The organism is Magnetovibrio sp. PR-2, from assembly GCF_036689815.1.
In the GTDB taxonomy this organism is placed as follows: Bacteria; Pseudomonadota; Alphaproteobacteria; order Rhodospirillales; family Magnetovibrionaceae; genus Magnetovibrio.
This window is the reverse complement of record NZ_JBAHUR010000010.1, coordinates 75811-99715: the sequence shown is the minus strand read 5'-3', so window position 1 is coordinate 99715 and position 23905 is coordinate 75811. Positions and strand designations below refer to the sequence as shown.

Genomic DNA, 23905 nt, shown 5'->3' with positions numbered 1-23905 from the left:
TCCCTTACCCAGCGTCCGCCAGGTCGGCTTCCATTTGTGAAATCAGATCGGACAGGGCGACCAAGCGTTTGGCTTCGGCAACGTGAAGATTCTCCACCAATTTGCCGTCAACCACAACCACGCCTTTGCCTTCAGCCTGGGCGGCTTCGAACGCGTCGATGATGGTTTTGGACCACGCGACGGCCTTCTCGCTCGGCCCGAAGACTTCATTGGCTTTGCCGACGGTTTTCGGGTGGATCAGGGTTTTGCCGTCAAAGCCCATTTCCAGGCCTTGCTGACAGGAATAGGCAAAGCCTTCGTCATCGGCCAAGTCCAAGTGAACGCCGTCCACAATCGCCAAGCCGTAAGCCCGCGCAACCAAAACGCAGTGGCTCAAAGAAGACTGGAACGGTACGCGTTCACGGGTGTGGTGGCCGTGCATATCTTTGGCCAAGTCCGACGTGCCCATGACAAAGCCGCCAACGCGGTCGCTAGCGGCGCCAATGTCTTGCGCGTTCAAAATGCCCAAGGGTGTTTCCATCATGCACCAGATTTTTTGTTCTGCCGGAGCACCGGCAGCGTCCATGATGCGTTCGGCCTGGCGAATCATGCCTGCGTCTTCGACCTTCGGCAGCAAAATGCCGTCGGCACCGGACGCGGCCGCCGCGACGATGTCGTCATAGCCCCAAGGTGTGTCCAAACCGTTGGTGCGGACCAAGATTTCGCGCTGTCCGTAACCGCCTTCACCCAAAGCTGCAACGATCTGTTCGCGGGCCTGCTCTTTGGCGTCCGGCGCAACAGCGTCTTCCAAATCCATAATCAGAGCGTCACACGCAAGCGTGCGACCTTTTTCAAGGGCGCGGGCGTTGGAACCCGGCATATACAGAACACTACGGCGCGGACGCGCGGTCGTCGGCATGGGGAGGCCTCCACTGATAGATCTATTTTTTTGTGGGTGCGAATTATTATTGTGCACCTGCGAAGGGTGCAATATGCCCTTGTTGAGCCCTCAAGGCAAGCCCCGGTTTTCAACGCAAGGATGCCGCACTGACAGGCCACTAACCACCTTCAACTGCTGGTTAAATTAGCAAAAAGTGCAATATCTTGATATTGCCGCCCAATCGCCCGGTAAAACTGTATTTTGCGGGCCCCTTGAGCCCGGTTTTCGGCGGTGCAAACCAACTGGGCCCAACCGCACGAAGATGCCGCCCCCTCGGGAATAGATCCCCAATTGTTCAAGCTGCACACTTTTCTCTCGCACCCGCTCACGCGCAAACCATATATAAGGGCAAGCTAAATTGAGTTGTAATCTTATTTGTGTTACCATTAAAAGAAAGCAAGCTGTGCTTGAGGAGGACGAGATGGGACAACAATGTTACCTGTCCAAGATCAAGTTCCTGATCGTTGATGACAACACGTTCATGCGCACGATCATTCGGCGCATTCTCATGGCGTTGGGCGTACACGATGTGTTAGAAGCCCGTGACGGTGCCGAGGCGCTTCAAATCTTGCAATCTTGTCCGGTCGACATCGTCTTGTTGGATTGGGAAATGACCCCGTTCGATGGGATCGAGTTTGCGCATATGGTGCGCACGTCCGACGACATTCAAACCCCCTACATGCCCATCATCATGATTTCTGGATATTCAGAGTATTGGCGCATTTCCGCCGCGCGCGATGCTGGTGTGACGGAATTTCTGGTCAAACCGATTTCGGCCAATTCCCTGTTCTCACGCATTCGAAATGTGATCGAAAATCCGCGCCCATTTGTGGCTGCACCGGGATTTTTTGGTCCGGACCGCCGCCGTCATGATGTCGCCCACGATGAAGAACGACGCGAACACGGCCCCAACGAAATCGCACCGGATCGCTCCATGAGCCAGGACGAAATCAACACATATTTCAATTCAGAACCGGGTGCGGCCCGTTTGGCCAAATATCATTCTGAAAACGAAGAAGACATACATTCACAAACGCATTAGACTCAAAGATACATAACCGAATGGCCTGATTATGTGTCCTGTATTTACAAGCAAAACAGACAAATCCGACGACGAACACGGCTATCTTCATAATCTGCAATTTCTTGTGGTCGAAGACAGCAGTTTCATGCGCGAGATTTTGCGCGAAGTGCTGATGCATTTTGACGTGCGTCAAATCCGCGAAGCCAACGACGGAGCCGAAGCGCTTTCCATCATGAAGACATGGTCGCCGGATATCATCTTACTCGATTGGGAAATGCAGCCCTTCGATGGGATCGAATTCACCCGCACCGTCCGCAATCAAGTGGATAGTGAAGACCGCTTCGTCCCCATTATCATGGTGTCGGCGCACTCGGAATTTTGGCGCATTCAACAGGCCCGCAACGTCGGCGTGAACGAGTTTTTGGTCAAACCCGTATCACCGAGATCCCTGTTTTCGCGCATCCGCGCCGTGATCGAACGCCCGCGCCAATACATCAGTGCACCGGGCTTTTTTGGTCCCGACCGTCGTCGCCAAGACCTACAAACCGCCCAAGAGCGCCGCGCCGACAACCAGGAAATCTCGGTCCCCGACGAACAGCTTATGGAACAAGACCAAATCAACGCCATGTTCAACCCAGACTCCGACCACCCCGACGATCAGGTGCAAGAGCCAACGGCCAAGCCCTAACGCAAAAATGCCCCGACGCAGGCGCCGGGGCGTTTTCTTTTAACATGTCTGATCTGGCTTATTTGCCCAAATAGTCACTCGCTAAAATCTCGGCGATTTGCACCGTGTTCAGCGCCGCGCCTTTGCGCAAGTTGTCGGACACGCACCAGAAGTTCAACGCGTTCTCCGTTGAGGCGTCATCGCGAATGCGCGAGATATAAACCGCGTCTTCGCCCGCGCACTCTGCCGGGGTGACGTAGCCCTCGTCTTGGCGGTGGTCCACCACGACGCAACCGGGCGCTTCGCTCAAAGCTTCGCGGGCTTGGTCGGCGGACACTTCGCGTTCGAATTCCACGTTGACCATTTCGGCGTGACCGATAAACACCGGGACGCGCACGCAGTTGGCGCAGACTTTGATCTTCGGATCCAAAATCTTCTTGGTTTCGACGACCATTTTCCATTCTTCTTTGGTTTGGCCGTCGTCCATGAATTTGTCGATGTGCGGGATGACGTTGAACGCGATTTGCTTGGTGAAGTTCTCACGATGCTTCTCCGCCGGTTCGTTCATATAGACGCCGCGGGTTTGGTTGAACAGCTCGTCCATGGCCGACTTGCCACCACCGGAAACGGACTGATACGTAGAAACCACGACGCGCATGATCGTGCCCAAGTCGTGCAGCGGCTTCAACGCCACCAACATTTGGATGGTGGAGCAGTTGGGGTTGGCGATGATGCCCTTTTTCTTATAGTCCGCGATGGCTTCAGGGTTCACTTCGGGAACCACCAGCGGCACGTCCGGGTCCATGCGAAAATGCGACGTGTTGTCCACGACCACAGCCCCCGCAGCCGCAGCTTTGGGGGAAAACTCGGCAGACACCGAAGCGCCCGGGCTGGACAGCACGATGTCGGTTCCGGTGAAGTCATACGTTGCCAAGTCTTCGCATTTCAGCGTTTTGTCATCGCCATAAGCGACTTCTTTGCCGACGGACCGATGGCTGGCCAGCGCGACGACTTCGTCGGCCGGAAAGTTGCGATCGACCATCGTTTGCATCATTTCGCGGCCCACATTGCCCGTGGCACCGACGACGGCGACTTTAAAACCCATTTTCTTCTTCTCCTATGTAAGAGCCTTTGGAAGTGCTCCAAGGGCCCCATACACCGAAGCCCGCGGAGCTGTCCGCGGGCCTGGTTGCATTCTAAGCAAAACCGAAAGCCCGCTAAACAGCAGTCTTGGTGGTTTTGGTGGTGGTTTTTGCAAAGGACAGCCCAAGCACGGGCGCGCCAGCGGCAGGTGCCGTGGCGGAGAAATTCTCAAAATGTGCCGAAACGTGGCTCATGTCTTGTCCTTAGCTTTAAATCTTGGGGGATTTGTAGCGGGATTTGAGGGGTATGGCAAGGGAATGCTTTAGCCATTTACTCAACCCAGTTCCGACTTTATGATTGTGCGCGCTTCATCTATGCATACATTTGATTGAGGATTTTGATTAGTGACATTAAAAAAAATCTGGGTTGCCTCCACTGTATTAAGCGCTGTCGCTATCCTCAGCGGCTGTCAAACGACGAACACCGCTTCTCCACATGACACTTGGCTCATCAGTCTCGTTAAAAAGCACTGTGCAGGGCCCAGAGCAGCAACGAGCATCGAAAATTATCTCAACGATGTTGAGATTTGGACAGCTTCAGCGCCGGACCAAGACGGTTGGATCAAGGCCAAGGCATACCGACGCAGTCAGGGTCTCGATATATATGCCAACACCAAAACGTCTGAATTGGCCTGTTCAACGGCAGAATGGAACGACGGTCAAGCCAGCGCAAAGCACTTTATTGCGACTATACCCCCTTACGGGAAGTAGGAAATCATGCCGACAAAACTTATATTTTTCCCCGTCTTTCTAGCTCTGGCCGTTGGGGGCTGTCAGACAAGTGGGTATGCACCTGGTGTGGACCCAAGCGTGGGGCGATTTGCCCAATATGTGATTTCAAGGACTTGTCGCATTGTCCATACCAATAATAGTTCTTCAGACGGGCACGCCCCAAATCCCGACAACCTCCTGATCAATACACTCTCAACTGAAGCAGACGGCTGGACGGTAATCGATTTCACATATTATACCTACAGCAACCAACGACTGGACGGGAATGCCATATACAGCCCGGATCGACGCATGGGAACCTGCTCTACGAACAGAGATAATGCGAGATCGTTGAAAGATGGATTTTACCCATAGCTCCCGTCACAAATAATACCTGACCAGCAAAAAGCCGGGCCTCTTTCGAGACCCGGCTTTCTTTGTTTTTCAGAACTTTGAAAAAGCTTAATTCAGCTTCTCCAGCTCCTCGATCACCGCATCGCCCATTTCAGATGTGCTGATTTGGGTGCAGCCGTCGGTCATGATGTCTCCGGTGCGCAGGCCTCGGGCCAGCACGCTTTGCACCGCGCTGTCCAACTGATCCGCGTCATCGCCCATGTCGAAGCTGTAACGCAACATCATGGAGTGGCTGAGCAGCATGGCCAGCGGGTTGGCTTTGCCTTCGCCCGCGATGTCGGGGGCCGAGCCGTGGACCGGTTCGTACATGGACGGGATGCGGCCCGTTTTTGGATCTTTGGTGCCCAAGCTTGCGGACGGCAACATGCCCAGCGAGCCCGTGAGCATGGCGGCGCAATCGGACAGCAGATCGCCGAACAGGTTGTCGGTGACGATGACGTCGAATTGGCCCGGCCAGCGCACCAGCTGCATGGCGCAGTTGTCGGCGTACATGTTGCCAAGCTCGACATCGCTGAATTCAGCTTCATGCAGTTCTTTGACAACCTTGCGCCAGAACAGACCTGATTCCATCACGTTGGCTTTTTCAACGGAGGTCACTTTGTTGTTGCGTTTCTTGGCCAAGTCAAACGCCACACGGGCCACGCGGGTGATTTCGTTTTCGTTGTAGATTTGCGTATCCAAACCATAACGCACACCGTCGCGCAGTTCTTCACCGCGGGGCTCGCCGAAGTACACACCGGCGGTGAGTTCGCGCACAATCATGATGTCCAAACCGCGCACGACCTCGGGCTTCAAGGTGGAGCTGTCGATCAGCGCGTCGAACACCAACGCCGGGCGCAGGTTGGCGAACAGGTCGAGCTCTTTGCGCAAAGCCAGCAGACCGGCTTCGGGACGGTGTTCGCGGGCCATGCTTGTGTCGTTGTCCCACTTCGGACCGCCCACTGCGCCCAGCATCACAGCGTCGGCGGCTTTGGCTTTTTCAATTGTTTCATCGGTGACGGCACATTTGTGCACGTCGTAACACGCACCGCCGACCAGGTCTTCTTCGATCTGAAAGCCGGTATCGCGTTTGTCGTTGGACCAGTCGATGACCTTTTTGACTTCGTTCATCACTTCCGGGCCGATGCCGTCGCCGGCGACCATCAAAATATTTTTGGTGTTGGACACGTTTTTTCTTCCTCAAATGAAAGGGGCGACCCCAAAAGAGCCGCCCAAAAATGATGTGGTGCGATTAGCGAAACAACCAGGGTTGGTCGGCTTTGCGTTTGGCTTCGAAGTCTTCGATCTTGTCGGACTTCTGCTTGGTCAAACCAATGTCGTCCAGACCTTCCAACAGGCAGTGCTTGCGGAACGGATCGATGTCGAACTTCACTTCGCCGCCGTCCGGACCCGTGATGGTTTGGGTTTCCAAGTCCACGCTCAAAGTGGCGTTGGCGCCGCGTTCGGCGTCGTCCATCAATTTGCCAAGGGTTTCTTCGTCAACGCGGATCGGCAGCATGCCGTTCTTGAACGCGTTGTTGTAGAAGATGTCGGCAAAACTGGTGGAGATGATGACTTTGATGCCAAAGTCGTTCAACGCCCACGGCGCGTGTTCGCGCGACGAGCCGCAACCGAAGTTGTCGCCCGCGACAATGATGGTGGCTTTGCGATAGGCGTCTTTGTTCAAGACGAAGTCCGGGTTTTCAGACCCGTCGTCCAGGTAACGCATTTCGTCAAACAGGTGCACACCCAAACCTTCGCGCTTGATGGTTTTCAAGAACTGCTTGGGGATGATCATGTCGGTGTCGATGTTGCGGATCGGCATCGGGGCGGCAACACCGGTGAGTTTGGTGAATTTTTCCATCGGTCTGTTTCCCTTAACCCAGCTTGCGCACGTCGGTGAGGCAGCCCGCAATCGCGGCGGCTGCGGCCATGGCGGGGCTGACGAGGTGTGTGCGTCCGCCTTTGCCTTGACGGCCTTCGAAATTGCGGTTGGATGTGGATGCACAACGGTCACCCGGGCTCAAACGGTCGTCGTTCATGGCCAAGCACATGGAACAGCCCGGCTCGCGCCATTCAAAGCCTGCCTCAACAAAAATCTTGTCCAGACCTTCTTCTTCGGCTTGTTCTTTGACCAAACCGGATCCGGGAACAGCCAACGCACGCACGCCTTCTTTGACCTTGCGGCCTTTGGCGATGCTTGCTGCTTCGCGGAAGTCTTCGATGCGCCCATTGGTGCACGACCCGATAAAGACCGTGTTGATTTCCACGCCTTCGATGGGCTGACCGGCTTTGAAGTCCATGTAACCAATGGCGCGTTCAATCGACGTTTTCTTTTCAGGGTTGGCTTCGTCCGCCGGGTTCGGAACGTTCTCTTCGATGGACAGAACGTTTTCCGGCGACGTGCCCCAGGTGATTTGCGGCGCCATGTCGGTGACGTCGAGCTCGATCACTTCGTCATATTCGGCCCCTTCGTCGGTGTGCAACGTCTTCCAGTAATCCACCGCTTGTTCCCAAGCCGCACCTTTGGGTGCCATGGGACGGCCCATGATGTACTCAAACGTTTTTTCGTCCGGTGCAATCAAGCCTGCACGCGCGCCGCCTTCGATGGTCATGTTGCAGACCGTCATGCGGCCTTCCATGGACAGGGCTTCGATGGCTTCGCCCGCATATTCGACCACGTAACCCGTGCCGCCTGCGGTGCCGATTTTACCAATGATCGCCAAGACGATGTCTTTGGCAGAGCAGTGATCCGGCAAGGTGCCCGTCACTTTGATCAGCATGTTTTTAGCCGGCTTTTGCAACAGCGTTTGCGTCGCCAACACGTGCTCGACTTCCGACGTGCCGATGCCGAACGCCAGCGCGCCGAACGCGCCGTGGGTCGCCGTGTGACTGTCGCCGCATACGATCGTGGTGCCGGGAAGCGTGAAGCCTTGCTCAGGACCAACGATGTGCACCACGCCTTGGCGGATGTCATCGGTTTTGAAGTACGGCACACCAAACGCTTCGACGTTGCTTTCCAAGGTTTCGACTTGAACGCGGCTTTCGGGGTTGGCAATGCCTTTGGACCGGTCCGTGGTGGGCACGTTGTGATCGGCCACAGCCAGCGTCGCGTCCGGGCGATGCACGTCGCGCCCGGCGGTGCGTAGACCTTCAAACGCCTGGGGGCTGGTGACTTCATGAACCAGGTGACGGTCGATGTAGATGAGGCAGGTGCCCCCCTCTTCGCCATCGTCTTGCACGTCCACCAAATGGGCATCCCAGATTTTATCGAATAAGGTCTTTGGCATTTTCAGGGCCTGTCTTGTTCCAAGTTACGTTCAAGGTCGCGATTTATTAAGCACGCCATTCCACAGCCGAGACCGCCCGGGAACGGATGTCCCAGACGGTCCAGCATTGGAAAAGCGCCAAAAGAAGAAAGAGGCTTATTCGCCGTCTTTTGCTTCAGCTGCTTTGGCTTCTTTTTTCGCTTTCGCAGCAGCGTCGCGCTCGGCTTTGACGGCTGCAGCAGCAGCGTGATCGGCTTGCGTGAGCTTCGCTTTGTGACCGTCTTTTTGTTCTGCGATACGTGCAGATTTACCGGTACGGCCACGCAGGTAGTACAGTTTGGCACGGCGAACGTCACCACGACGCACGACTTCAACAGCCGCAACGTTGGGCGAGTAGATCGGGAACACACGTTCCACACCTTCGCCGGACGCAATTTTGCGAACCGTAAACGCGGAGTTCAGACCTGCGTTTTTGCGCGCAATGCAAACGCCTTCAAAGGCCTGCAAACGCTCACGCGAGCCTTCAACCACTTTCACTTGAACGCGAACGGTATCACCCGGACCGAAATCCGGAATGTCTTTGTCCGCAGTGAGCTTGGACACCTGCTCTTGTTCGAGCTGTTCGATGATGTTCATGGCACTCATCCTTCTTTTACCAATTCTTCGACCGGATCATCTCCGGTGAAACTTTCAATTCAAAACTCAGTTCTCGTCACGTTCAGCAGCTTGATAGGCTTCCCATAAATCCGGGCGTCTTTCCCGGGTGATGGCTTCGGCCTGTTCGCGCCGCCAAGCGCGTATGTTTGCGTGGTGGCCGGACAACAACATGTCCGGCACTTTGCGACCCGCCCAGTCTTGGGGCCGCGTGAAGTGGGGATACTCTAATAACCCCGCTTCGAAACTTTCCTCTTCGTGCGAGCTGTCAGACCCCATCACGCCTGGGATCAGACGCACGCACGCGTCCATCAGTATCAGCGCCGCCAATTCCCCGCCCGACAACACGTAGTCGCCGACCGAGATTTCCTCGGCTTCATGAGCGTCCAGCACACGCTGGTCCACACCTTCAAAGCGTCCGCACAAAACCGCAACACCCGGCCCTTCGGCCAGCTCCCGCACTCGTTTCTGAGTGAGCGGGCGACCCCGGGGGGTCATGTAGATCAGCGGCACATCGCCACCGAACGTGGTCTTGGCATGATTGATCGCGGGATCAACCACATCGGGACGCATCACCATGCCTGCCCCACCGCCAAAAGGTGTGTCGTCCACGTTGCGGTGTTTGTCGAAACCGAAGTCCCGAATATCCACCGTGTCCATGGACCACAGCCCATCTTCCATCGCTTTGCCAGCCAATGACTGACCGAGCGAGCCCGGAAACATTTCCGGAAAGAGTGTCAACGCCACCGCTCGCCAAGGAGCTTTGGTTTCACTGCCACTCATCAAACCGTTCCGTCTTGCGGTTCCGGATCGCCCGGTTCCAGCAAACCTTCAGGGGGGTCTATGACCACCCGTTTGGCATCAAGGTCCACCAATGGCACTGCGGCCTTGGTAAATGGCACCAGCACGTTTCCGTGCTCTGGTGATTTGACCTCTAAGAACGGTCCTCCGCCATAATCGTTGGCTTCGACAACTTGTCCGAACGCAGAACCGTCCGTGAATTCTGCATCCAACCCAGCGAGATCAGAAAAGTAGTACTCATCTTCTCCCGTTTCGGGCAGTCGGTCCCGGGCTACATAGAGCTTTTGACCGTTCAGTGCTTCAGCCGCTTCGCGGTCCTCGACACCCTTGATACGAACAACAAGTTGTTCTTTGTGCTTGCCTGTGACCTTCAGCTCGAACGCTTTCTCACCGTTTTCATCAGTGAGCGTCCCATACGCGGCCAGCGCTTTTGCGTCAGCGGTAAAACTTTTGACGCGAAGCTCGCCTTTCAGACCGCGTGCCGAACCTAACAGTCCAACACAAATCAAGTCCTCTTGCGGGCGGCGTGAGCGCGGATCAGCCATAAGCCAGCACCTTTAGCCAACAGATCTCAGCAGAGATCTCGCCAAGGGCCTTAGCCCTCAGCAGCTTCCTCAGCCACAGCGTCTTCTGCCGGAGCTTCTTCTGCCGGGGCAGCAGCAGCTTCGGCGGCTTCAGCAGCGGCTGCAGCAGCAGCTTCTTCAGCTTCCTTAGCTTTTTGCGCTTTTTCTTCCATGCGTTCCAAAGCTTTAGCCTTCGGCTTGTTCTTTTTGGTTTGCTCAGGAATGGCGGGTTTATCGCCCAGGCCAGCGGCAAACAAGAAACGAGCCACACGGTCAGACGGCTGTGCGCCTTGACCGATCCAATGCTTCACGCGCTCAGCGTCGAGCTTGATGCGATCAGCATGGTCTTTAGCCAACATCGGGTTGTACGTGCCGATCCGCTCGATAAAGCGGCCGTCACGCGGGCTGCGGGAATCCGCAACAACGATGCGGTAGTAGGGACGCTTTTTCGCGCCGCCACGGGAAAGTCGAATACGCAGAGACATTTTTCTCGCTATCCTTTTTCTCAATTTTGCCCTTCCGAAGAAGGACGTTGGTTAATCCAAAAAACTCAAGTCGCCGTCTTATTTAAAAGGCGGCATCATTCCAGGCGGGAGGCCACCCGGCGGCATATCAGGCATGCCGCCACCTCCCATTCCAGGCAATCCGGCCAGACCTTTGCCGCCCATCTTGCCCATTTTCTTCATCATCTTGCTCATTTGGGTAAACTGTTTGAGCAAGCGGTTCACGTCCGTCACCGTGGTGCCGGAACCGGCCGCGATGCGTTTGCGCCGCGAGCCGTTGATCAGTTTCGGGTTTTTGCGTTCGCGCGGCGTCATGGAGCGAATAATCGCTTCTTGACGCGCGATTTTCTTTTCGTCGATGTCGGCGTTGGCAATTTGCTTTTTCATCTTGCCCATGCCCGGCAGCATGCCCATCAGGCCTTTCAGATCGCCCATCTTGCGCAGCTGGCCGATTTGGTTGGCCATGTCTTCCAAGGTGAACTGGCCCTTCATCATCTTCTTGGCTTGGGCTTCGGCTTCTTCTTGGTCGATGACTTGGGCTGCACGCTCCACCAAGCCCACAACGTCGCCTTGGCCCAGGATGGAACCGGCAACACGACGGGCGTCAAACGCATCCAACTCATCGATTTTTTCACCAACGCCCAAGAATTTAATCGGGGTGTCGGTGACGGCCTTCATGGACAGGGCTGCACCACCGCGCGCATCACCGTCCACACGGGTCAGCACGATGCCGGAAATGCCGACCTTGTCGTTAAATTCTTTGGCGACGTTGACGCTGTCTTGACCGATCAAGGCGTCGGTGACCAGCAGGGTTTCACCCGGGTTCGTCGCATCGCGGACCTGTTGGACTTCGCTCATCAATTCTTCGTCGATGTGCAAACGGCCAGCGGTGTCCAGCATGACCACGTCGTAGCCTTCGGTGCGGCCCACGTGCATGGCGCGCTTTGCGATGGCAACGGGTTGCTCACCAAAGACGATGGGCAGAACGCTCAAACCGTTTTGATCGCCCAATTGCTGCAGCTGTTGTTGCGCAGCCGGGCGGTAGACGTCCAAGGACGCCATCAGAACTTTTTTCTTTTCCAGACGCGTCAGGCGGGACGCGATCTTGGCCGTGGTGGTGGTTTTACCGGAACCTTGCAAACCGACCATCAGGACCGCGTTGGGCGGGTTGCCACCCACGCGCAGCGGCTCGGCGTCCGCGCCCAACATGTCCACCAAGTGGTCGTGCACCACTTTGATGACCAATTGACCCGGCGTGACGGAGCGCAGGATCTTTTCGCCAACCGCTTCTTCGGAAACCTTGGCGATAAAATCTTTGACCACGGGCAGAGCGACGTCGGCTTCGAGCAGCGCCACGCGCACTTCGCGCATGGCGTCTTTGATATCAGACTCCTTCAGCGCGCCGCGTTTTGTGAGCTTGTCGAATACACCGCCAAGCTTATCGCTCAATCCTTCGAACATACGTTCAAACCCTTAGAATCCATTTCGTCTTCCCATGCCCATTCGCACACAAAATGCCAAACGCAAAACGCGCCAGTGTGCGAAACTCGCAGACTGGCGGCACCCCTCAAGGTGAATTCGGTTCAGCAGATAGAGCTGATTGGGTGCGGGTATGTACCCTTCTCAAGCCCCCGAAGTCAACCGTTTTTCCCCAAATATCTAGCCCTTAAGGCGGGACAAAAAGCCATTTACCCCTATCGTATAATTCATATGATGAATAAAAATCGAACAGCTCATGGTTCAAATTGGTTGAAATGATATCCTGTTTGGTTGTTTTATAGATTGTCAAAATTAATTAACCCATTGTTTCTGGAGAATTACGAATGAGCCGCAGACCCCCCAAAGAGGCCCCGGATCCTATTGATCTACATGTTGGGCAGCGTCTGAAAGCACGTCGCGTCGGCTTACGCATCAGCCAATCCGAAATCGGAAAGGCTTTGGGCGTGACGTTCCAGCAAATTCAGAAATATGAAAACGGCGCCAACCGTGTCGGTGCAAGTAACCTGTTCAAGCTTTCCCAAGCTTTGAACGTCAACGTGGGCTATTTTTTCGAGGACATGCCAGACGCCTCGAAAATCAAGTCCTTATCCGACCAACCGGCCGCTGAATTCAATCATGACCCGATGACCCAGCCTGAATCCATCAAGCTGGTTCATAACTACTTCCGCATCGCTGCGCCAGGCGTGCGGTCTCGGGTTTTTCAGCTGGTCAAATCTATTGCAGATGCTGAGGAACTGAACCCCAGCGAAGACTAAAGCGTAGACAATAGAGATCACGGGACAATAAACGTCGCATCTTTATGGTGCGGCGTTTTGCCACCCCCATGCACACCAAATAAGTGCACGGTATTTTTAAGTATACCCTTTGGTGCACAACTCATATAGTGTATGGGTAGTTAGTTACAACTAAAACACTGTACTCATCCTCATATGCCCTCAAATCCCCATACCCCTTCGACGCAAAACGGGCGCATAGACCCGGAACTGGAAGCCATGATCGCAACCCGTCTCAAGGCCCTTCGCCGGGCGTTGGGGATCAGCGCCACCACGTTGGATCGTAAAGCGGGCTTCAATGTTGGGACAACCGGTCGGCTGGAGCGGGGCGATCAACGCATTTACAGCACCCACCTTTTCGAAATTTGTCGTTTAACGGGCCTCGCGATGGAATACTTTTTTACGCCGTCGGGGCTGAACGAAAAACCGATCTTCACCACCGAGCACGAATTGGAGCAACAAGAATTCTTGCTGAACTTCATGCGCATCAAGGACCCGGTGGTGCGCTCAGAGCTCACCGCCCTGATCCACGCTTTGGTTCTGGGCAAATGACGTCACACGTCGACGAGTGAAATCGAAGTGATGGAATTGGCTTCACTGACGGTGGCTTGGAACACGTTGTCGTTGATGTCGATGGTAAAATCTTCAGAAGCGTCACCATCAAAGTCGAGATGAATTTGGTAATCCCCACTGAGGTTGACCAGCGCAATGGAATCTTCCGTGCCGGTTCCGTTGCTTAAAGCCGTCGGCAGGGCCGTTCCATCGCGAACGCTCGAGACCAACGCTCCGCCAATTTTCAACTGGCCCATCAACTCTTGATAAAAATTGATGGTGTCGCCTTGATAAGCATCCGTCGTGTCGAACCCACCCGTTTCCAGGTCGTCTGAGCCAAGAGTTCTGGAGTAATAGACAAAGACATCATTACCCAAACCACCGGTGAGCGTGTCATTCCCAGCCCCGCCAATGAGCGTGTCCGTACCCGCGCCGCCATTGATGATGTCGTTGCCATCGCGCCCATTGAGGACATTGGCGTTGCTATCGCCCGTCATGTCGTCGGCGTAAATGGATCCGGCAGCGTTCTCAAAACTCAAGAGAATGTCCGACCCTTGAGACGAGCTGATCACTTGCGATGTGGTGCCGTCTTGCACGCTGAGATCAACGGTGATGGCGTCGGATGAATGATTGTAATCGATGGTGTCCGTTCCAGCTCCCCCATCAATGGTTTCGTCACCGCCGTAACTCATCACCGTTTCGTATTGGCTGGTACCAATGTCTTGGGTGCCGGAAAGAAGTTCGACGGCGTCAATCTCGTCCCAATTGTAAATGTTGCTGGTATAGATTTTGATACCGTCAACCAGATACGAGGTGGCTTCAAAGCGCAGGGCAAACTGACTTTCATATCCAAGCGTATCGTTGTAATTCAATTTTTCCGACGTATCGTGGCCCGTCCATATGGTGTTGTATTTACCGTTCGCATCAATCAGATCGACTTGATAGACAAAGCCGTTGTTGTACGATTCATAGATCGTCAGGCCCGTGGCATACACGGCCGTGTCATAGGTCACTTCCAACCAATCGGGGGTGCCGTCATCATAATCGTCGGCCGTCCAGGCGGTTTCGATATCGCCATAGGTGAATGTATTCGGCTCATCTTTCGCTTGGTCTGCGCTCCAGTCATCCGGTGATGGGTTGTATTCCGTTGAGGCCGTTGCACCCGTTGCCCATTGGGAGAAAGGCGTGTCATCTGTTGAAGTGGAGCTTTCCTCTTCAACAACCACGGTTTGATCGTCGTCGTCGTTGTCGCCAACCTCTTCCTCTTCTTCTTGTGTATCATCGTTCAATGATTCGATGAGGTCGATCAAAAACTCTTCGTCAAACCCGCTTAGCCCCGCGCTGCCAAACCCTATGGGGCCATCGGCAAAAAAATTGAGTCCGAGGTCATTCAACAACGGATCGTTCTCCCCAAACAAGGAATCGCCAGCCAACAGGTTTTCCCCTGGAGGACCATCTCCCGCGACGGTATCCGCCGTATCGGCGGTGCCGGATTGTGGGTCTTGGTTCTCGGCATTAGGATCTTCATTGCCCTCGCCGCCCCCATCTTGACCCGCGTTTTGCTGAACTTGCTCAAATTCTTGGGATTGCGCTGTAAAGGCCGTGTCGGCGAGGGAGCTAAACGCCTGGGCCTGTTCCGCCTGAGCAGCAGCCACTTCGGCTTCAGCAGCCAAGGCGTTCGCATCAGCCGCAGCGGCATCGGCAGCGGCCTGAGCTTGGGTGGCGGCAAAGGCCTCTGCTTCTGCCTGGGCGGCAACTTGTTTGGCTTCGACAGCCAACGCTTCGGCCTCGGCAGCAGCAGCTTCGGCGGCGGCCATGGCTTCGGCGTCTCCGCTGGCTTCGGCGGCGGCCAGGGCGGCCTCGGCAGCGGCAGCGGCGGCTTCGGCTTCGGCGGCAGCGGCGGCGGCTTCGGCTCCCGCGGTCGCGGCAGCTTCTTCGGCGGCGGCGGCTTCAGCTTCAGCAGCGGCGGCCTCAGCTTCGGCGGCGGCGGCTTCGGCTTCAGCCTGGGCGGCCTCGTCGGCGGCTCTCTCGGCCTTTTGTTCAGCCTGCTTGGCGACCGCCTTCACAACCTTGGTCAAAACTTTGGCGTGGGCTTGTTGAATTTGTTGCTCGGTCAGAATCTGCACCGGACGCACAGTGCCGTCAGCGCCCACAGACGTGGTCGCGCCATATTGGTTCAGGACAACGGAATTACCCGACGGTGTAACCAAGACGATCTCGCCAATGCCGCCGTCCACGTCTTTGACCAAAGTGGCGTTCTTCACAGCGCCGTTTTGGTCCATTTCAATAATCAAGGTGGACCCGCGAATGCCGATGGTCGCCGTCGGTGTCGATAGCGCCATGCCGTCGGGGGAGGTTTTGGCAATTTGCCCACTGACCATGGAAAAAACGCCCTGGACCACCTTGGCATTGAACACGCCGTCTTGGGTGTCGGGGTCATAGACCATTTCATCCATGACCATCTGGCCGTCATTTTCCAAGGTGAAGACCGTGTCATCCACAAAGATCACGCCGATGCTGCCGTCTGCACCCGTTTCAATGACGTCGCCTTGGAAAATGGAATCCCCTGTATTGAGGGCGACTTGGCTGCCATCAATCCGGGTTGCTGTGACCGAACCTTCTAAGTCGCTGACTTGGCCGATGGGTTCACTTTGAGCGACGCCGGGGCCTGAATCGGTCGAGACACCGTCAATGGACAATTGCGCCACTCGAACGCCATCGGGTACGCCCACATCAAGACCAATACCCTCACCCGACAGTTCAAACCCTTTTGGAACGCTCAAGCTCAACGCGCCATTGTCCAGAACATGGCTGGGCACAACAAAGTCGCTGCCCTGCGGGGCGCGGCCTTCAAGCTCACGTAATGACTGTTTTTGCGGGTCCAATTGTTTCATGCGCATTGCCTAATCAAGAACCCACAAGTAATAATCTCTATGGTTTTATTAGCTGGTAATTCCAGTCAAGAAGTTCAAATTAATTGAAATAATCGACCAAGCTAAATCCATCATTAACTTTATTTATGAATAAATAATCAAGAATATTAAGCCCTAATTTTTGGATGGTTATTATAGGTGATTGATTAATACTTACGCGAACATCTATTAGTTGATCTAAGCGCCGCAATGGCTATGCGTCCCTGAAAGGCGATAGACAGGCAATTTTCTGGACTTTTGGGCATTTCCCCCCCATATAAAGCCCCCTATGAGCACTCTGGCTTTCATAAAGATGCACGGGCTCGGCAACGACTTCGTCATCATTGACGGACGTGGCGACGGATTTTCGTTGTCGCGCGATGGCGTGCGCGCCATTGCAGACCGCCGCCGTGGCGTGGGCTGCGATCAATTGATCGTGATGGAAAACCCGACATCGGTGGACTCGGACGTGTTCATGCGCATCTACAATCCCGACGGTTCCGAAAGCGGCGCATGCGGTAATGCAACGCGCTGCGTGGCGTCTTTGATTATGGAAGAGCGCGCGGAAAGCCACATCATCATTGAAACCATTTCCGGCTTGCTCGATTGCGAAAATTTGGGCGACGGTTTGTACAGTGTGGACATGGGCCCGGCACGCTTAGATTGGCGCGACATTCCCGTGTCTGAAGCCTGCGACACCGAACACTTGAACATTGAGGCCGGACCCCTGAAAAACCCCGTCGGGGTTAACATGGGCAATCCCCACGCCGTGTTCATGGTCGATAACGCCGAAGCCATTGACCTAGAAGTCTTCGGCCCCTTGATCGAGCACCACAAACTGTTCCCCGAGCGCACCAACGTCGAAGCCGTTCATATCATAGACGAAAGCCATATCCGCATGCGGGTGTGGGAACGCAGCGCGGGCATCACGCAAGCCTGTGGATCGGGTGCCTGTGCCGCATTGGTCGCCACCGCGCGCCGGGGCCTCACGGGCCGCAAAGCCGATGTGGTTTTGGACGGCGGCACGCTGACCATTGAATGGCTGCCCGACAACAACGTATTGATGACCGGCCCCGTCGCCACCAGCTTCAGCGGCACCATCAGTTCCGCATTGTGGGAGCAAGACGGATGAGCACCCGCGAACAGAGCCGCGACATCATCACGCTGGGGTGTCGTCTGAACTCCTTGGAATCTGAAGTCATGCGCGATGAAATGGCCAAGGCGGGCGTGAACGACGCTGTGATCGTCAACACCTGCGCCGTCACGGCTGAAGCCGAACGCCAAGCGCGCCAGACCATTCGCCGCATCAAACGCGAACGCCCCGAAGCCCGCATCATCGTCACCGGCTGTGCCGCCCAACTGGACCCGACAAAATTCGCCGAAATGGACGAGGTTGAGCGCGTCGTCGGGAACCTTGAAAAACTCAACGGCGATACTTTGTTGGGTGCTGGTCAGAACGAAGCAACCTCCATCGTCGTCTCCGACATCAACGACGTGCGCGAAACCGCAGGCCATCTGGTTTCCGGCCTGGAAGGCCGCACGCGTGCGTTTGTGATGATCCAACAAGGCTGCGACAACGACTGCACGTTCTGCATCATTCCTGCCGCACGCGGCCCCAACCGTTCTGTGCCCATGGATCACATCGTCCAACAAGTGCACAAACTGGTGGATGCCGGGCATTTGGAAGTCGTACTCACAGGCGTCGACATTGCTGCTTACGGATCGGACACAGGCCTGTGCGATGAAAACGGCACGGGCTTGACAGCTGTCATTCGCGCGATCATGAACGCCGTGCCGGACTTGGCGCGCTTGCGGTTGAGCTCCTTGGACCCGGCCCGCCTGGATGATGAATTTTTTGCCCTGTTGGAAAGCGAGCCGCGCTTGATGGCGCACCTGCACCTCAGCCTGCAATCCGCCGACGACTTGGTGCTCAAACGCATGAAGCGCCGTCACGCTGTCTCTGACGTCAAAGCCTTGGCCCTACGCGCGCGCCAAGCGCGCGCCGACGTGGTGTTCGGCGCGGACCTGATCGCGGGCTTTCCCACCGAAACCGACGCGCAATTCGAAACCACGCGCATGAATGTCGAAGAGATGGGGCTGCAGTACCTACACGTTTTCCCCTACTCGCCTCGCCCCGGCACACCGGCGGCGAAGATGCCGCAAGTCGGCGGAGACGTTGCAAAAGCGCGCGCCAAAATTTTGCGTGAAACAGGTGAGGCCAATCTGGCACTCCACTTAGACGCGCTCTGCAATACCGAACAAACCGTGCTGGTCGAAAAACCCGACTTCGGGCGCACCGAGAGTTTTGCGCCTGTCCGACTGGACGGCACTTTCACCCCCGGCACCCTTGCCTCTGTCCAACTTGCCGGGCACAAAGGCGGTGAGCTTTTCACCCCTCTCACGGATAAGAATTGGGCAGCGGAATAAATGGGTTGGTTTGACAGACTGAAAGCGGGCTTGGGCAAGACCTCGTCCCGCCTCACCGGTGGCATCGGCGATTTGTTCACCGGCAAGCGCCGCTTGGACGATGACACGCTGGAAGAGCTGGAAGAGGTTTTGATCACCGCCGACATGGGGGTCACCACAGCTGCAAAAATTGCAGCCAACTTCGCCAAAACCCGCTTTGATCAAGAAATCACCGATGAAGAGGTGCGCGAAACCTTCGCCGCCGACATCACTGAAATCTTGGAGCCCGTCGCCAAGCCTCTCAACATTCGCGCCGATCTCAAACCCCACGTGGTTTTGGTTTGTGGTGTGAACGGTGCGGGCAAAACCACCACCATCGGCAAGCTTGCCAAACAGTTCAAAGACGAAGGCAAGTCCCTCATGCTGGCTGCCGGTGATACGTTTCGCGCCGCCGCCATCGAACAACTGCAAGTTTGGGGGGAGCGCACCAACACCCCCGTCATCGCCCGCGACATCGGAGCGGACGCAGCAGTCCTAGCTTATGACGCCGTCGAACAAGCCTCGCAAGACGGCGTAGGATGTGTTGTTGATCGACACCGCCCGGCGGCCGCAAAACAAAATCCACTTGATGGAAGAGCTGGAAAAGATCGTGCGTGTGATCAAAAAACTCAATCCCGACGCACCGCATGACGTCTTGTTGGTCTTAGACGCCACCGTTGGCCAAAACGCCCACGCCCAGGTGGACACCTTCCGCCAAGCGGTCGACGTCACAGACTTGGTCATGACCAAATTGGACGGCACCGCCAAAGGTGGTGTGGTTGTGGCGCTGGCCGACAAGTTTGGGCTGCCCGTGCATGCCATCGGCGTCGGCGAAGGCGCAGACGATCTGCGCCCGTTCGCAGCCCGTGACTTTGCCTGCAATCTGATGGGGCTGGATTAACTTAGTTCTAGTTTGGCGGCGTTTCGTTGCCGTTGGCGGCATCTTCGCTGGGCAACGTCAATTCACCATCGGGATCGTTTTCCAACATTTCCGCCACCGTGTCGTAAGTTTCGGCATTGGCTTCCATTTGATCTTTAAGATCGGGATTGTTGGTGCCGATATCGCGAAAAAATGTCGCGGCGTTGCGAAGAAGGTTGGCGGCGATGGCGGTGTGGCTGGCCATAAAACGATCTTTCCGTCTTTAGTTTCGTCAGAATCTCTGTGTTCGCCACCACCCTAGCACGGCCAAACCCCGCGCACAAAAAAGCCCTGCAAAGCAGGGCCCGTGATCAGCAGCGTGTTTTCGTTAGACCTTTAGATCTAAATAAAACCCCCGTGGGACATCCGTGCGCAGCGGTTTGTCGGATGACAGAATGCGGTCCAGACGATTGAGCGAGGCGATGTTTTCCGGGCTGTCGACCGCATTCAAAACAGACGCGCGACGATTGACCTCGTCTGCGTTTTGATAGCCGTTTTGTTGCGCACCCGCGTTCGAGCCCCGCGCTTGCACGGTGGGGCGGACGACAGGTGTGGAAACGTTCGTAATATCAGCCATAACGCCCAGGGTGCCAGAAAATGGTTAACAAAAGATTACCTTGGGTTGGAAAACCCTGCAAATAGAATCGTTTAGAGCCCCCACGCAATCGCTGTGCAAAGTGACGGCGGTGGTATTTTTACCACAGAGGACACAGAGAGCAGAGAGTGCGCAGAGTTTTTTAATTTTAGCTCTGTGTCCTCTGTGGTGAAAAAACAGCCTCACCACGTCCCCGTAGCCAGGGTTATGCCCCCAGATTTCACTAAATTCTCTCCAGAAACACAGAGACCCGCCCATCACAAGGATGGAACGGGTCTGCGTTGGTAGACTTGCCTAGGTTATCACGCTCACTTTCTGCGAAACGCGAAGTTTTGGTCAGGCTTCAACGTCAACCACTTCACCACGCCCATCTTGCGAGCTAGCCGCATCGTGGGCATCCTGTGCTGCAGAGTTGGTCTGCTGAACGGATTGAGCTGCCTGATTGGCAACCTCCGTGACAGCAGCTGCTGCAACATGCTCCGCCTGTACAGTCTGGCGAAGAGCGACAAGTGCTTGTTGAACGTTGAGGGCTGAACCAGCTGAGTTAACAGACATATCGGCTCTCCTTTCTCGGAACCCGGGTTTAAGTAGCTTTGAGCCACCAAACCACAGTTCTAAAGCAACGTTTCTGTCGCTATTGTGGGACAATTCGTGTCCCACGCTAGTGTCTGTCGCTTGTGCTACAGCCTTTTAAGCAAGTCCGTAACACAGACGCTGACTCTATATTTATAACATAACTCACCAGGGATGTGAAGACACCTTCTTAAAGCACTGAAAACGTGCATAAAAACACCCCCCGACCCAAAAGCCGGGGGTGCTTAAAATTGTGTTGGAGTCTTGTGCTTAGCCTTCCAGCGCGGCCACGCCCGGGAGCGTTTTGCCTTCGATCCATTCCAAGAATGCACCGCCTGCCGTGGAGATGTAGCTAAAGTCGTCCGCCGCACCCGCATGGGCCAGAGCCGCCACCGTGTCGCCACCACCGGCGACAGAGCGCAACGTGCCCGCTTTGGTCAGGCGTGCTGCGGCTTGGGCAGCAGCGTTGGTGCCTGTGTCAAACGGTTCGATTTCGAACGCACCGAACGGGCCGTTCCAAACCAAGGTCTTGCAGCCTTCCAGGCGTTTTTCAACGTCGGCGATGGTGTCCGGACCGATGTCCAAAGCCATCATGTCGGACGGAATGGCGTCGATGGCGACCACTTGGTTGTCGGCGTTGGCCGCAAATTCCTTCGCCACCACCACGTCAACCGGCAGAACGATTTCGCAACCGTTTGCGGCGGCGTCGGCAACGATTTTCTTGGCATCGTCCGCCATGTCTTTTTCGCACAAGCTGGAACCCACATCATGGCCGTTGGCGAACAAGAAGGTGTTGGCCATGCCGCCACCGATGATGATCATGTCGACTTTCTTGGACAAGTTGCCCAGCACTTCCATCTTGGTGGACACTTTTGCGCCACCCACAACAGCCGCAACCGGCTTTTGCGGCGTACCCAAAGCGGCACCTAAGGCTTCCAGCTCCGCCTGCATCAAACGGCCAGCAGCTGCGGGCAGCTTGCGGGCCAGCGCTTCGGTCGAAGCGTGTGCACGGTGGGCGGTGGAAAACGCGTCGTTGACGTAGACGTCGCCCAGCTCGGCCAAGCTCGAAGCAAAGCCGTCGTCGTTGTCGGTTTCTTCGGCGTGGAAGCGCACGTTTTCCAGCATGGCGACGTCACCGTCGTTCATGGCGGCGATGGTGGATTTGGCACTGTCACCGATGGTATCGGTGGCGAACGCAACGTCTTTGCCCAATGCAGATGCCATGGCTTCGGCCACCGGCTTCAACGACATTTCAGGCACGACTTGGCCCTTCGGACGACCGAAGTGCGTCAGCAACACGACTTTGGCGCCTTTGGCGGCCAAGTCGGCAATGGTGGAAACGGAACGGTCGATGCGGGTGGTGTCGGTGGGCTTGCCGTCGGCCATGGGAACGTTCAAGTCCGCGCGGACCAAAACGGTTTTTCCAGCCACATCAAGATCGTCAATGGTTTTGAAAGTGCTCATGGTTTTTCCTTCACGCAGGCCCAGCCTGCTTCCCTGTTTTCGCTCTTCTCTACATTTGTGGACATATCCGGTCGGCTGGGGAGGAAGGCCGTCGGCGTCTTTCTTGTGTGTTTTATGGGGGGACTCTCAACAAAAGGCAAGAGGAGAAAATGCCCTGCCTATAAGGGCCTACCTTATTGGGCGGGCAGGCGTAATCGGGCTTCCAGGCCGCCAAAGTCTGACCGTCTCAGCCGCAAAGAGCCGTGATAAAGCTCCGCCAACTCCAACACGATGGCGAGGCCCAAACCGCTGCCGGGCGTGGCCTCGTCCAGGCGCTTGCCGCGTTGCAAGACGGTGTCGGTGGCTTCATCCGCAATACCCGGACCATCGTCGGCAATGCGGATCAAAACTTGACGGCCGTCGCGCTGGGCCGTGACCTCGACTTTGGACGCCGCCCACTTACACGCATTGTCCAACAGGTTGCCGAGCATTTCGTCTAAGTCTTCACGCTCGCCCGCCACACGAAAACCGTCCAGAGCATTCAGGGAAATCGCAACCCCTGCCCCATCGTTTTTGTTTTGGTAGATGCGCACCAAGGTGCGTTGCAGCGGGGTTAAGACCTCGGCTAAGTCCAGCACTTGCCCAGGAGCCGCCAAGCCCCCTGCCGCACGCGCGCGGGCCAGGTGGCGCTTGACCAGTTCGTTCATGGACTGGACCTGTTCGCGCACGATGCGCGGGCTGTTTTCGTCCAGCTTGTCCGCTTCGTTGCTCAACACCGCCAAGGGCGTTTTCAGCGCGTGCGCCAAGTTGCCCGTGTGGGTGCGGGCGCGTTCGATCACTTGTGCATTGTGGTCCAACAAACTGTTGAGGTCGTTCACAAGGGCTTCGACTTCGGAGGGAAACTCGCCGTCCATCTTAGCCGCTTCGCCCGCGTGAACGTCCGCGAGTTTTGTGCGCACCAAACTTAGCGGCCTCAAACCCCAAATGATTTGAAGCACCACGGCGACCAATAGACCTAGCCCCAGCACCAACATTGACACAGCCAACGCTTCACTGAACTCAACGGCGGCGTCTTCGATAACGTCCAAGGGGCCTGCGTAGGCGATGGATACGGGTTGGCTGAAATTGGACAGCTGATAGGTTTTCACCACCATGCGGAGCTCCTCACCCCCGGGGCCCGAGGCGTTGTAAGCCTTCACTTCGCCAGAGGCCGGTTCACGCACGTCTTCCAACACTTGATCCCAAAGCGAGCGCGAGCGTTCCACCGCGCCGCCGTCGACGCTGAGCTGCCAATACCAGCCCGAAAGCGGACGGTTGTAGTTGGGGTTCGCCGGGCGTTCGCGCATGGTGGCGCGCCCGTTCACCACTTCGACAAACGCCAGGGTGTCGGCGATGTTGCGTTCCAGCTCGGCGTCGAAAGAACGTTCAACGTGCTGTTCGAAGTGCGCCGCCAAAACCCAACCGCCCACGGCCAAGGCCGTCACAATCCACGCCAAAGACAAAATGATCAGGCGTAAGGAAACGGAGCGGCCCAACACGTTTTGCAT

Annotated in this window: 22 protein-coding genes and 1 pseudogene; 7 read left to right on the top strand and 16 right to left on the bottom strand. The window is 56.0% G+C overall.

The window, feature by feature from the left end; genetic code table 11:
• Nucleotides 1–4: 4 nt before the first annotated feature.
• The gene (locus V5T82_RS12875) at nt 5–898 is read right to left on the bottom strand and encodes an HpcH/HpaI aldolase/citrate lyase family protein (protein ID WP_332896055.1); all 894 of its coding nucleotides are present in this window, start codon (nt 896–898) and stop codon (nt 5–7) included.
• Nucleotides 899–1340: 442 nt separating this feature from the next.
• Here V5T82_RS12875 and V5T82_RS12870 point away from each other — a divergent pair, with 442 nt between their 5' ends.
• Together V5T82_RS12870 and V5T82_RS12865 are read left to right on the top strand one after the other, a co-directional pair.
• Nucleotides 1341–1961: a response regulator gene (locus V5T82_RS12870; RefSeq protein ID WP_332896054.1), complete on the top strand. Its 621-nt coding sequence runs from the start codon at nt 1341–1343 to the stop codon at nt 1959–1961.
• Nucleotides 1962–1992: 31 nt separating this feature from the next.
• The gene (locus V5T82_RS12865; protein ID WP_332896053.1) at nt 1993–2631 is read left to right on the top strand and encodes a response regulator; all 639 of its coding nucleotides are present in this window, start codon (nt 1993–1995) and stop codon (nt 2629–2631) included.
• 58 nt (nt 2632–2689) lie between these two features.
• Here the strand turns inward: V5T82_RS12865 and V5T82_RS12860 are convergent, their stop codons facing one another.
• The 9 genes from V5T82_RS12860 to ffh form a co-directional block, all read right to left on the bottom strand.
• Nucleotides 2690–3715 carry an aspartate-semialdehyde dehydrogenase gene (locus tag V5T82_RS12860; protein WP_332896052.1) on the bottom strand — a complete coding sequence of 342 codons (1026 nt, stop codon included), beginning with the start codon at nt 3713–3715 and terminating at the stop codon, nt 2690–2692.
• Nucleotides 3716–4925: 1210 nt separating this feature from the next.
• On the bottom strand, nt 4926–6044 hold the full coding sequence (leuB, locus tag V5T82_RS12855; RefSeq protein ID WP_332896051.1) for a 3-isopropylmalate dehydrogenase: 1119 nt from the start codon (nt 6042–6044) through the stop codon (nt 4926–4928).
• 64 nt (nt 6045–6108) lie between these two features.
• The gene (leuD, locus tag V5T82_RS12850; protein WP_332896050.1) at nt 6109–6720 is read right to left on the bottom strand and encodes a 3-isopropylmalate dehydratase small subunit; all 612 of its coding nucleotides are present in this window, start codon (nt 6718–6720) and stop codon (nt 6109–6111) included.
• A gap of 13 nt (nt 6721–6733) precedes the next feature.
• The gene (gene leuC / locus V5T82_RS12845; RefSeq protein ID WP_332896111.1) at nt 6734–8152 is read right to left on the bottom strand and encodes a 3-isopropylmalate dehydratase large subunit; all 1419 of its coding nucleotides are present in this window, start codon (nt 8150–8152) and stop codon (nt 6734–6736) included.
• A 129-nt stretch (nt 8153–8281) separates the two neighbouring features.
• Nucleotides 8282–8761 (bottom strand): 50S ribosomal protein L19, encoded by a 480-nt coding sequence (gene rplS, locus V5T82_RS12840; protein ID WP_332896049.1) that lies wholly within the window; start codon nt 8759–8761, stop codon nt 8282–8284.
• 66 nt (nt 8762–8827) lie between these two features.
• Complete coding sequence (trmD, locus tag V5T82_RS12835) at nt 8828–9562, bottom strand: tRNA (guanosine(37)-N1)-methyltransferase TrmD (protein ID WP_332896048.1); 735 nt, start codon at nt 9560–9562, stop codon at nt 8828–8830.
• On the bottom strand, nt 9562–10125 hold the full coding sequence (rimM, locus tag V5T82_RS12830) for a ribosome maturation factor RimM (protein WP_332896047.1): 564 nt from the start codon (nt 10123–10125) through the stop codon (nt 9562–9564). The genes trmD and rimM overlap by 1 nt, the downstream gene beginning before the upstream one ends.
• A 50-nt stretch (nt 10126–10175) precedes the next feature.
• Nucleotides 10176–10628 (bottom strand): 30S ribosomal protein S16, encoded by a 453-nt coding sequence (rpsP, locus tag V5T82_RS12825; protein ID WP_332896046.1) that lies wholly within the window; start codon nt 10626–10628, stop codon nt 10176–10178.
• Nucleotides 10629–10706: 78 nt separating this feature from the next.
• The gene (gene ffh, locus V5T82_RS12820) at nt 10707–12107 is read right to left on the bottom strand and encodes a signal recognition particle protein (RefSeq protein WP_332896045.1); all 1401 of its coding nucleotides are present in this window, start codon (nt 12105–12107) and stop codon (nt 10707–10709) included.
• Between the two features lie 362 nt (nt 12108–12469).
• On the opposite strand from ffh, the gene V5T82_RS12815 reads away from it, so the two are divergent.
• Complete coding sequence (locus tag V5T82_RS12815) at nt 12470–12901, top strand: helix-turn-helix domain-containing protein (protein ID WP_332896044.1); 432 nt, start codon at nt 12470–12472, stop codon at nt 12899–12901.
• Between the two features lie 237 nt (nt 12902–13138).
• Nucleotides 13139–13471 (top strand): helix-turn-helix domain-containing protein, encoded by a 333-nt coding sequence (locus V5T82_RS12810; protein ID WP_332896043.1) that lies wholly within the window; start codon nt 13139–13141, stop codon nt 13469–13471.
• 2 nt (nt 13472–13473) lie between these two features.
• Here V5T82_RS12810 and V5T82_RS12805 read toward each other — a convergent pair whose 3' ends face one another.
• Nucleotides 13474–16365 (bottom strand): hypothetical protein, encoded by a 2892-nt coding sequence (locus V5T82_RS12805; protein ID WP_332896042.1) that lies wholly within the window; start codon nt 16363–16365, stop codon nt 13474–13476.
• A 307-nt stretch (nt 16366–16672) separates the two neighbouring features.
• On the opposite strand from V5T82_RS12805, the gene dapF reads away from it, so the two are divergent.
• The 3 genes and pseudogenes from dapF to ftsY all read left to right on the top strand — a co-directional run bounded on the left by dapF (nt 16673) and on the right by ftsY (nt 19729).
• Nucleotides 16673–17515 (top strand): diaminopimelate epimerase, encoded by an 843-nt coding sequence (dapF, locus tag V5T82_RS12800; RefSeq protein WP_332896041.1) that lies wholly within the window; start codon nt 16673–16675, stop codon nt 17513–17515.
• A complete protein-coding gene (gene mtaB / locus V5T82_RS12795) occupies nt 17512–18810 on the top strand; it encodes a tRNA (N(6)-L-threonylcarbamoyladenosine(37)-C(2))-methylthiotransferase MtaB (protein ID WP_332896040.1) in 1299 nt (432 codons plus the stop codon). Before dapF ends, mtaB begins: the two co-directional genes overlap by 4 nt.
• A pseudogene (gene ftsY, locus V5T82_RS12790) lies at nt 18811–19729 on the top strand (signal recognition particle-docking protein FtsY). It abuts the gene before it with no gap.
• 7 nt (nt 19730–19736) lie between these two features.
• Here ftsY and V5T82_RS12780 read toward each other — a convergent pair.
• The 5 genes from V5T82_RS12780 to V5T82_RS12760 form a co-directional block, all read right to left on the bottom strand.
• Entirely contained in the window at nt 19737–19952 is a 216-nt protein-coding gene (locus tag V5T82_RS12780) for a hypothetical protein (protein WP_332896037.1), read from the bottom strand.
• Nucleotides 19953–20075: 123 nt separating this feature from the next.
• Nucleotides 20076–20324: a hypothetical protein gene (locus V5T82_RS12775; RefSeq protein WP_332896036.1), complete on the bottom strand. Its 249-nt coding sequence runs from the start codon at nt 20322–20324 to the stop codon at nt 20076–20078.
• 354 nt (nt 20325–20678) lie between these two features.
• Nucleotides 20679–20897, bottom strand: coding sequence for a hypothetical protein (locus V5T82_RS12770; RefSeq protein WP_332896035.1), 219 nt, complete (start codon nt 20895–20897; stop codon nt 20679–20681).
• A gap of 288 nt (nt 20898–21185) precedes the next feature.
• Nucleotides 21186–22379, bottom strand: a complete 1194-nt coding sequence (locus tag V5T82_RS12765) for a phosphoglycerate kinase (RefSeq protein WP_332896034.1) — start codon at nt 22377–22379, stop codon at nt 21186–21188.
• A gap of 173 nt (nt 22380–22552) precedes the next feature.
• Nucleotides 22553–23905: a sensor histidine kinase gene (locus tag V5T82_RS12760; RefSeq protein WP_332896033.1), complete on the bottom strand. Its 1353-nt coding sequence runs from the start codon at nt 23903–23905 to the stop codon at nt 22553–22555.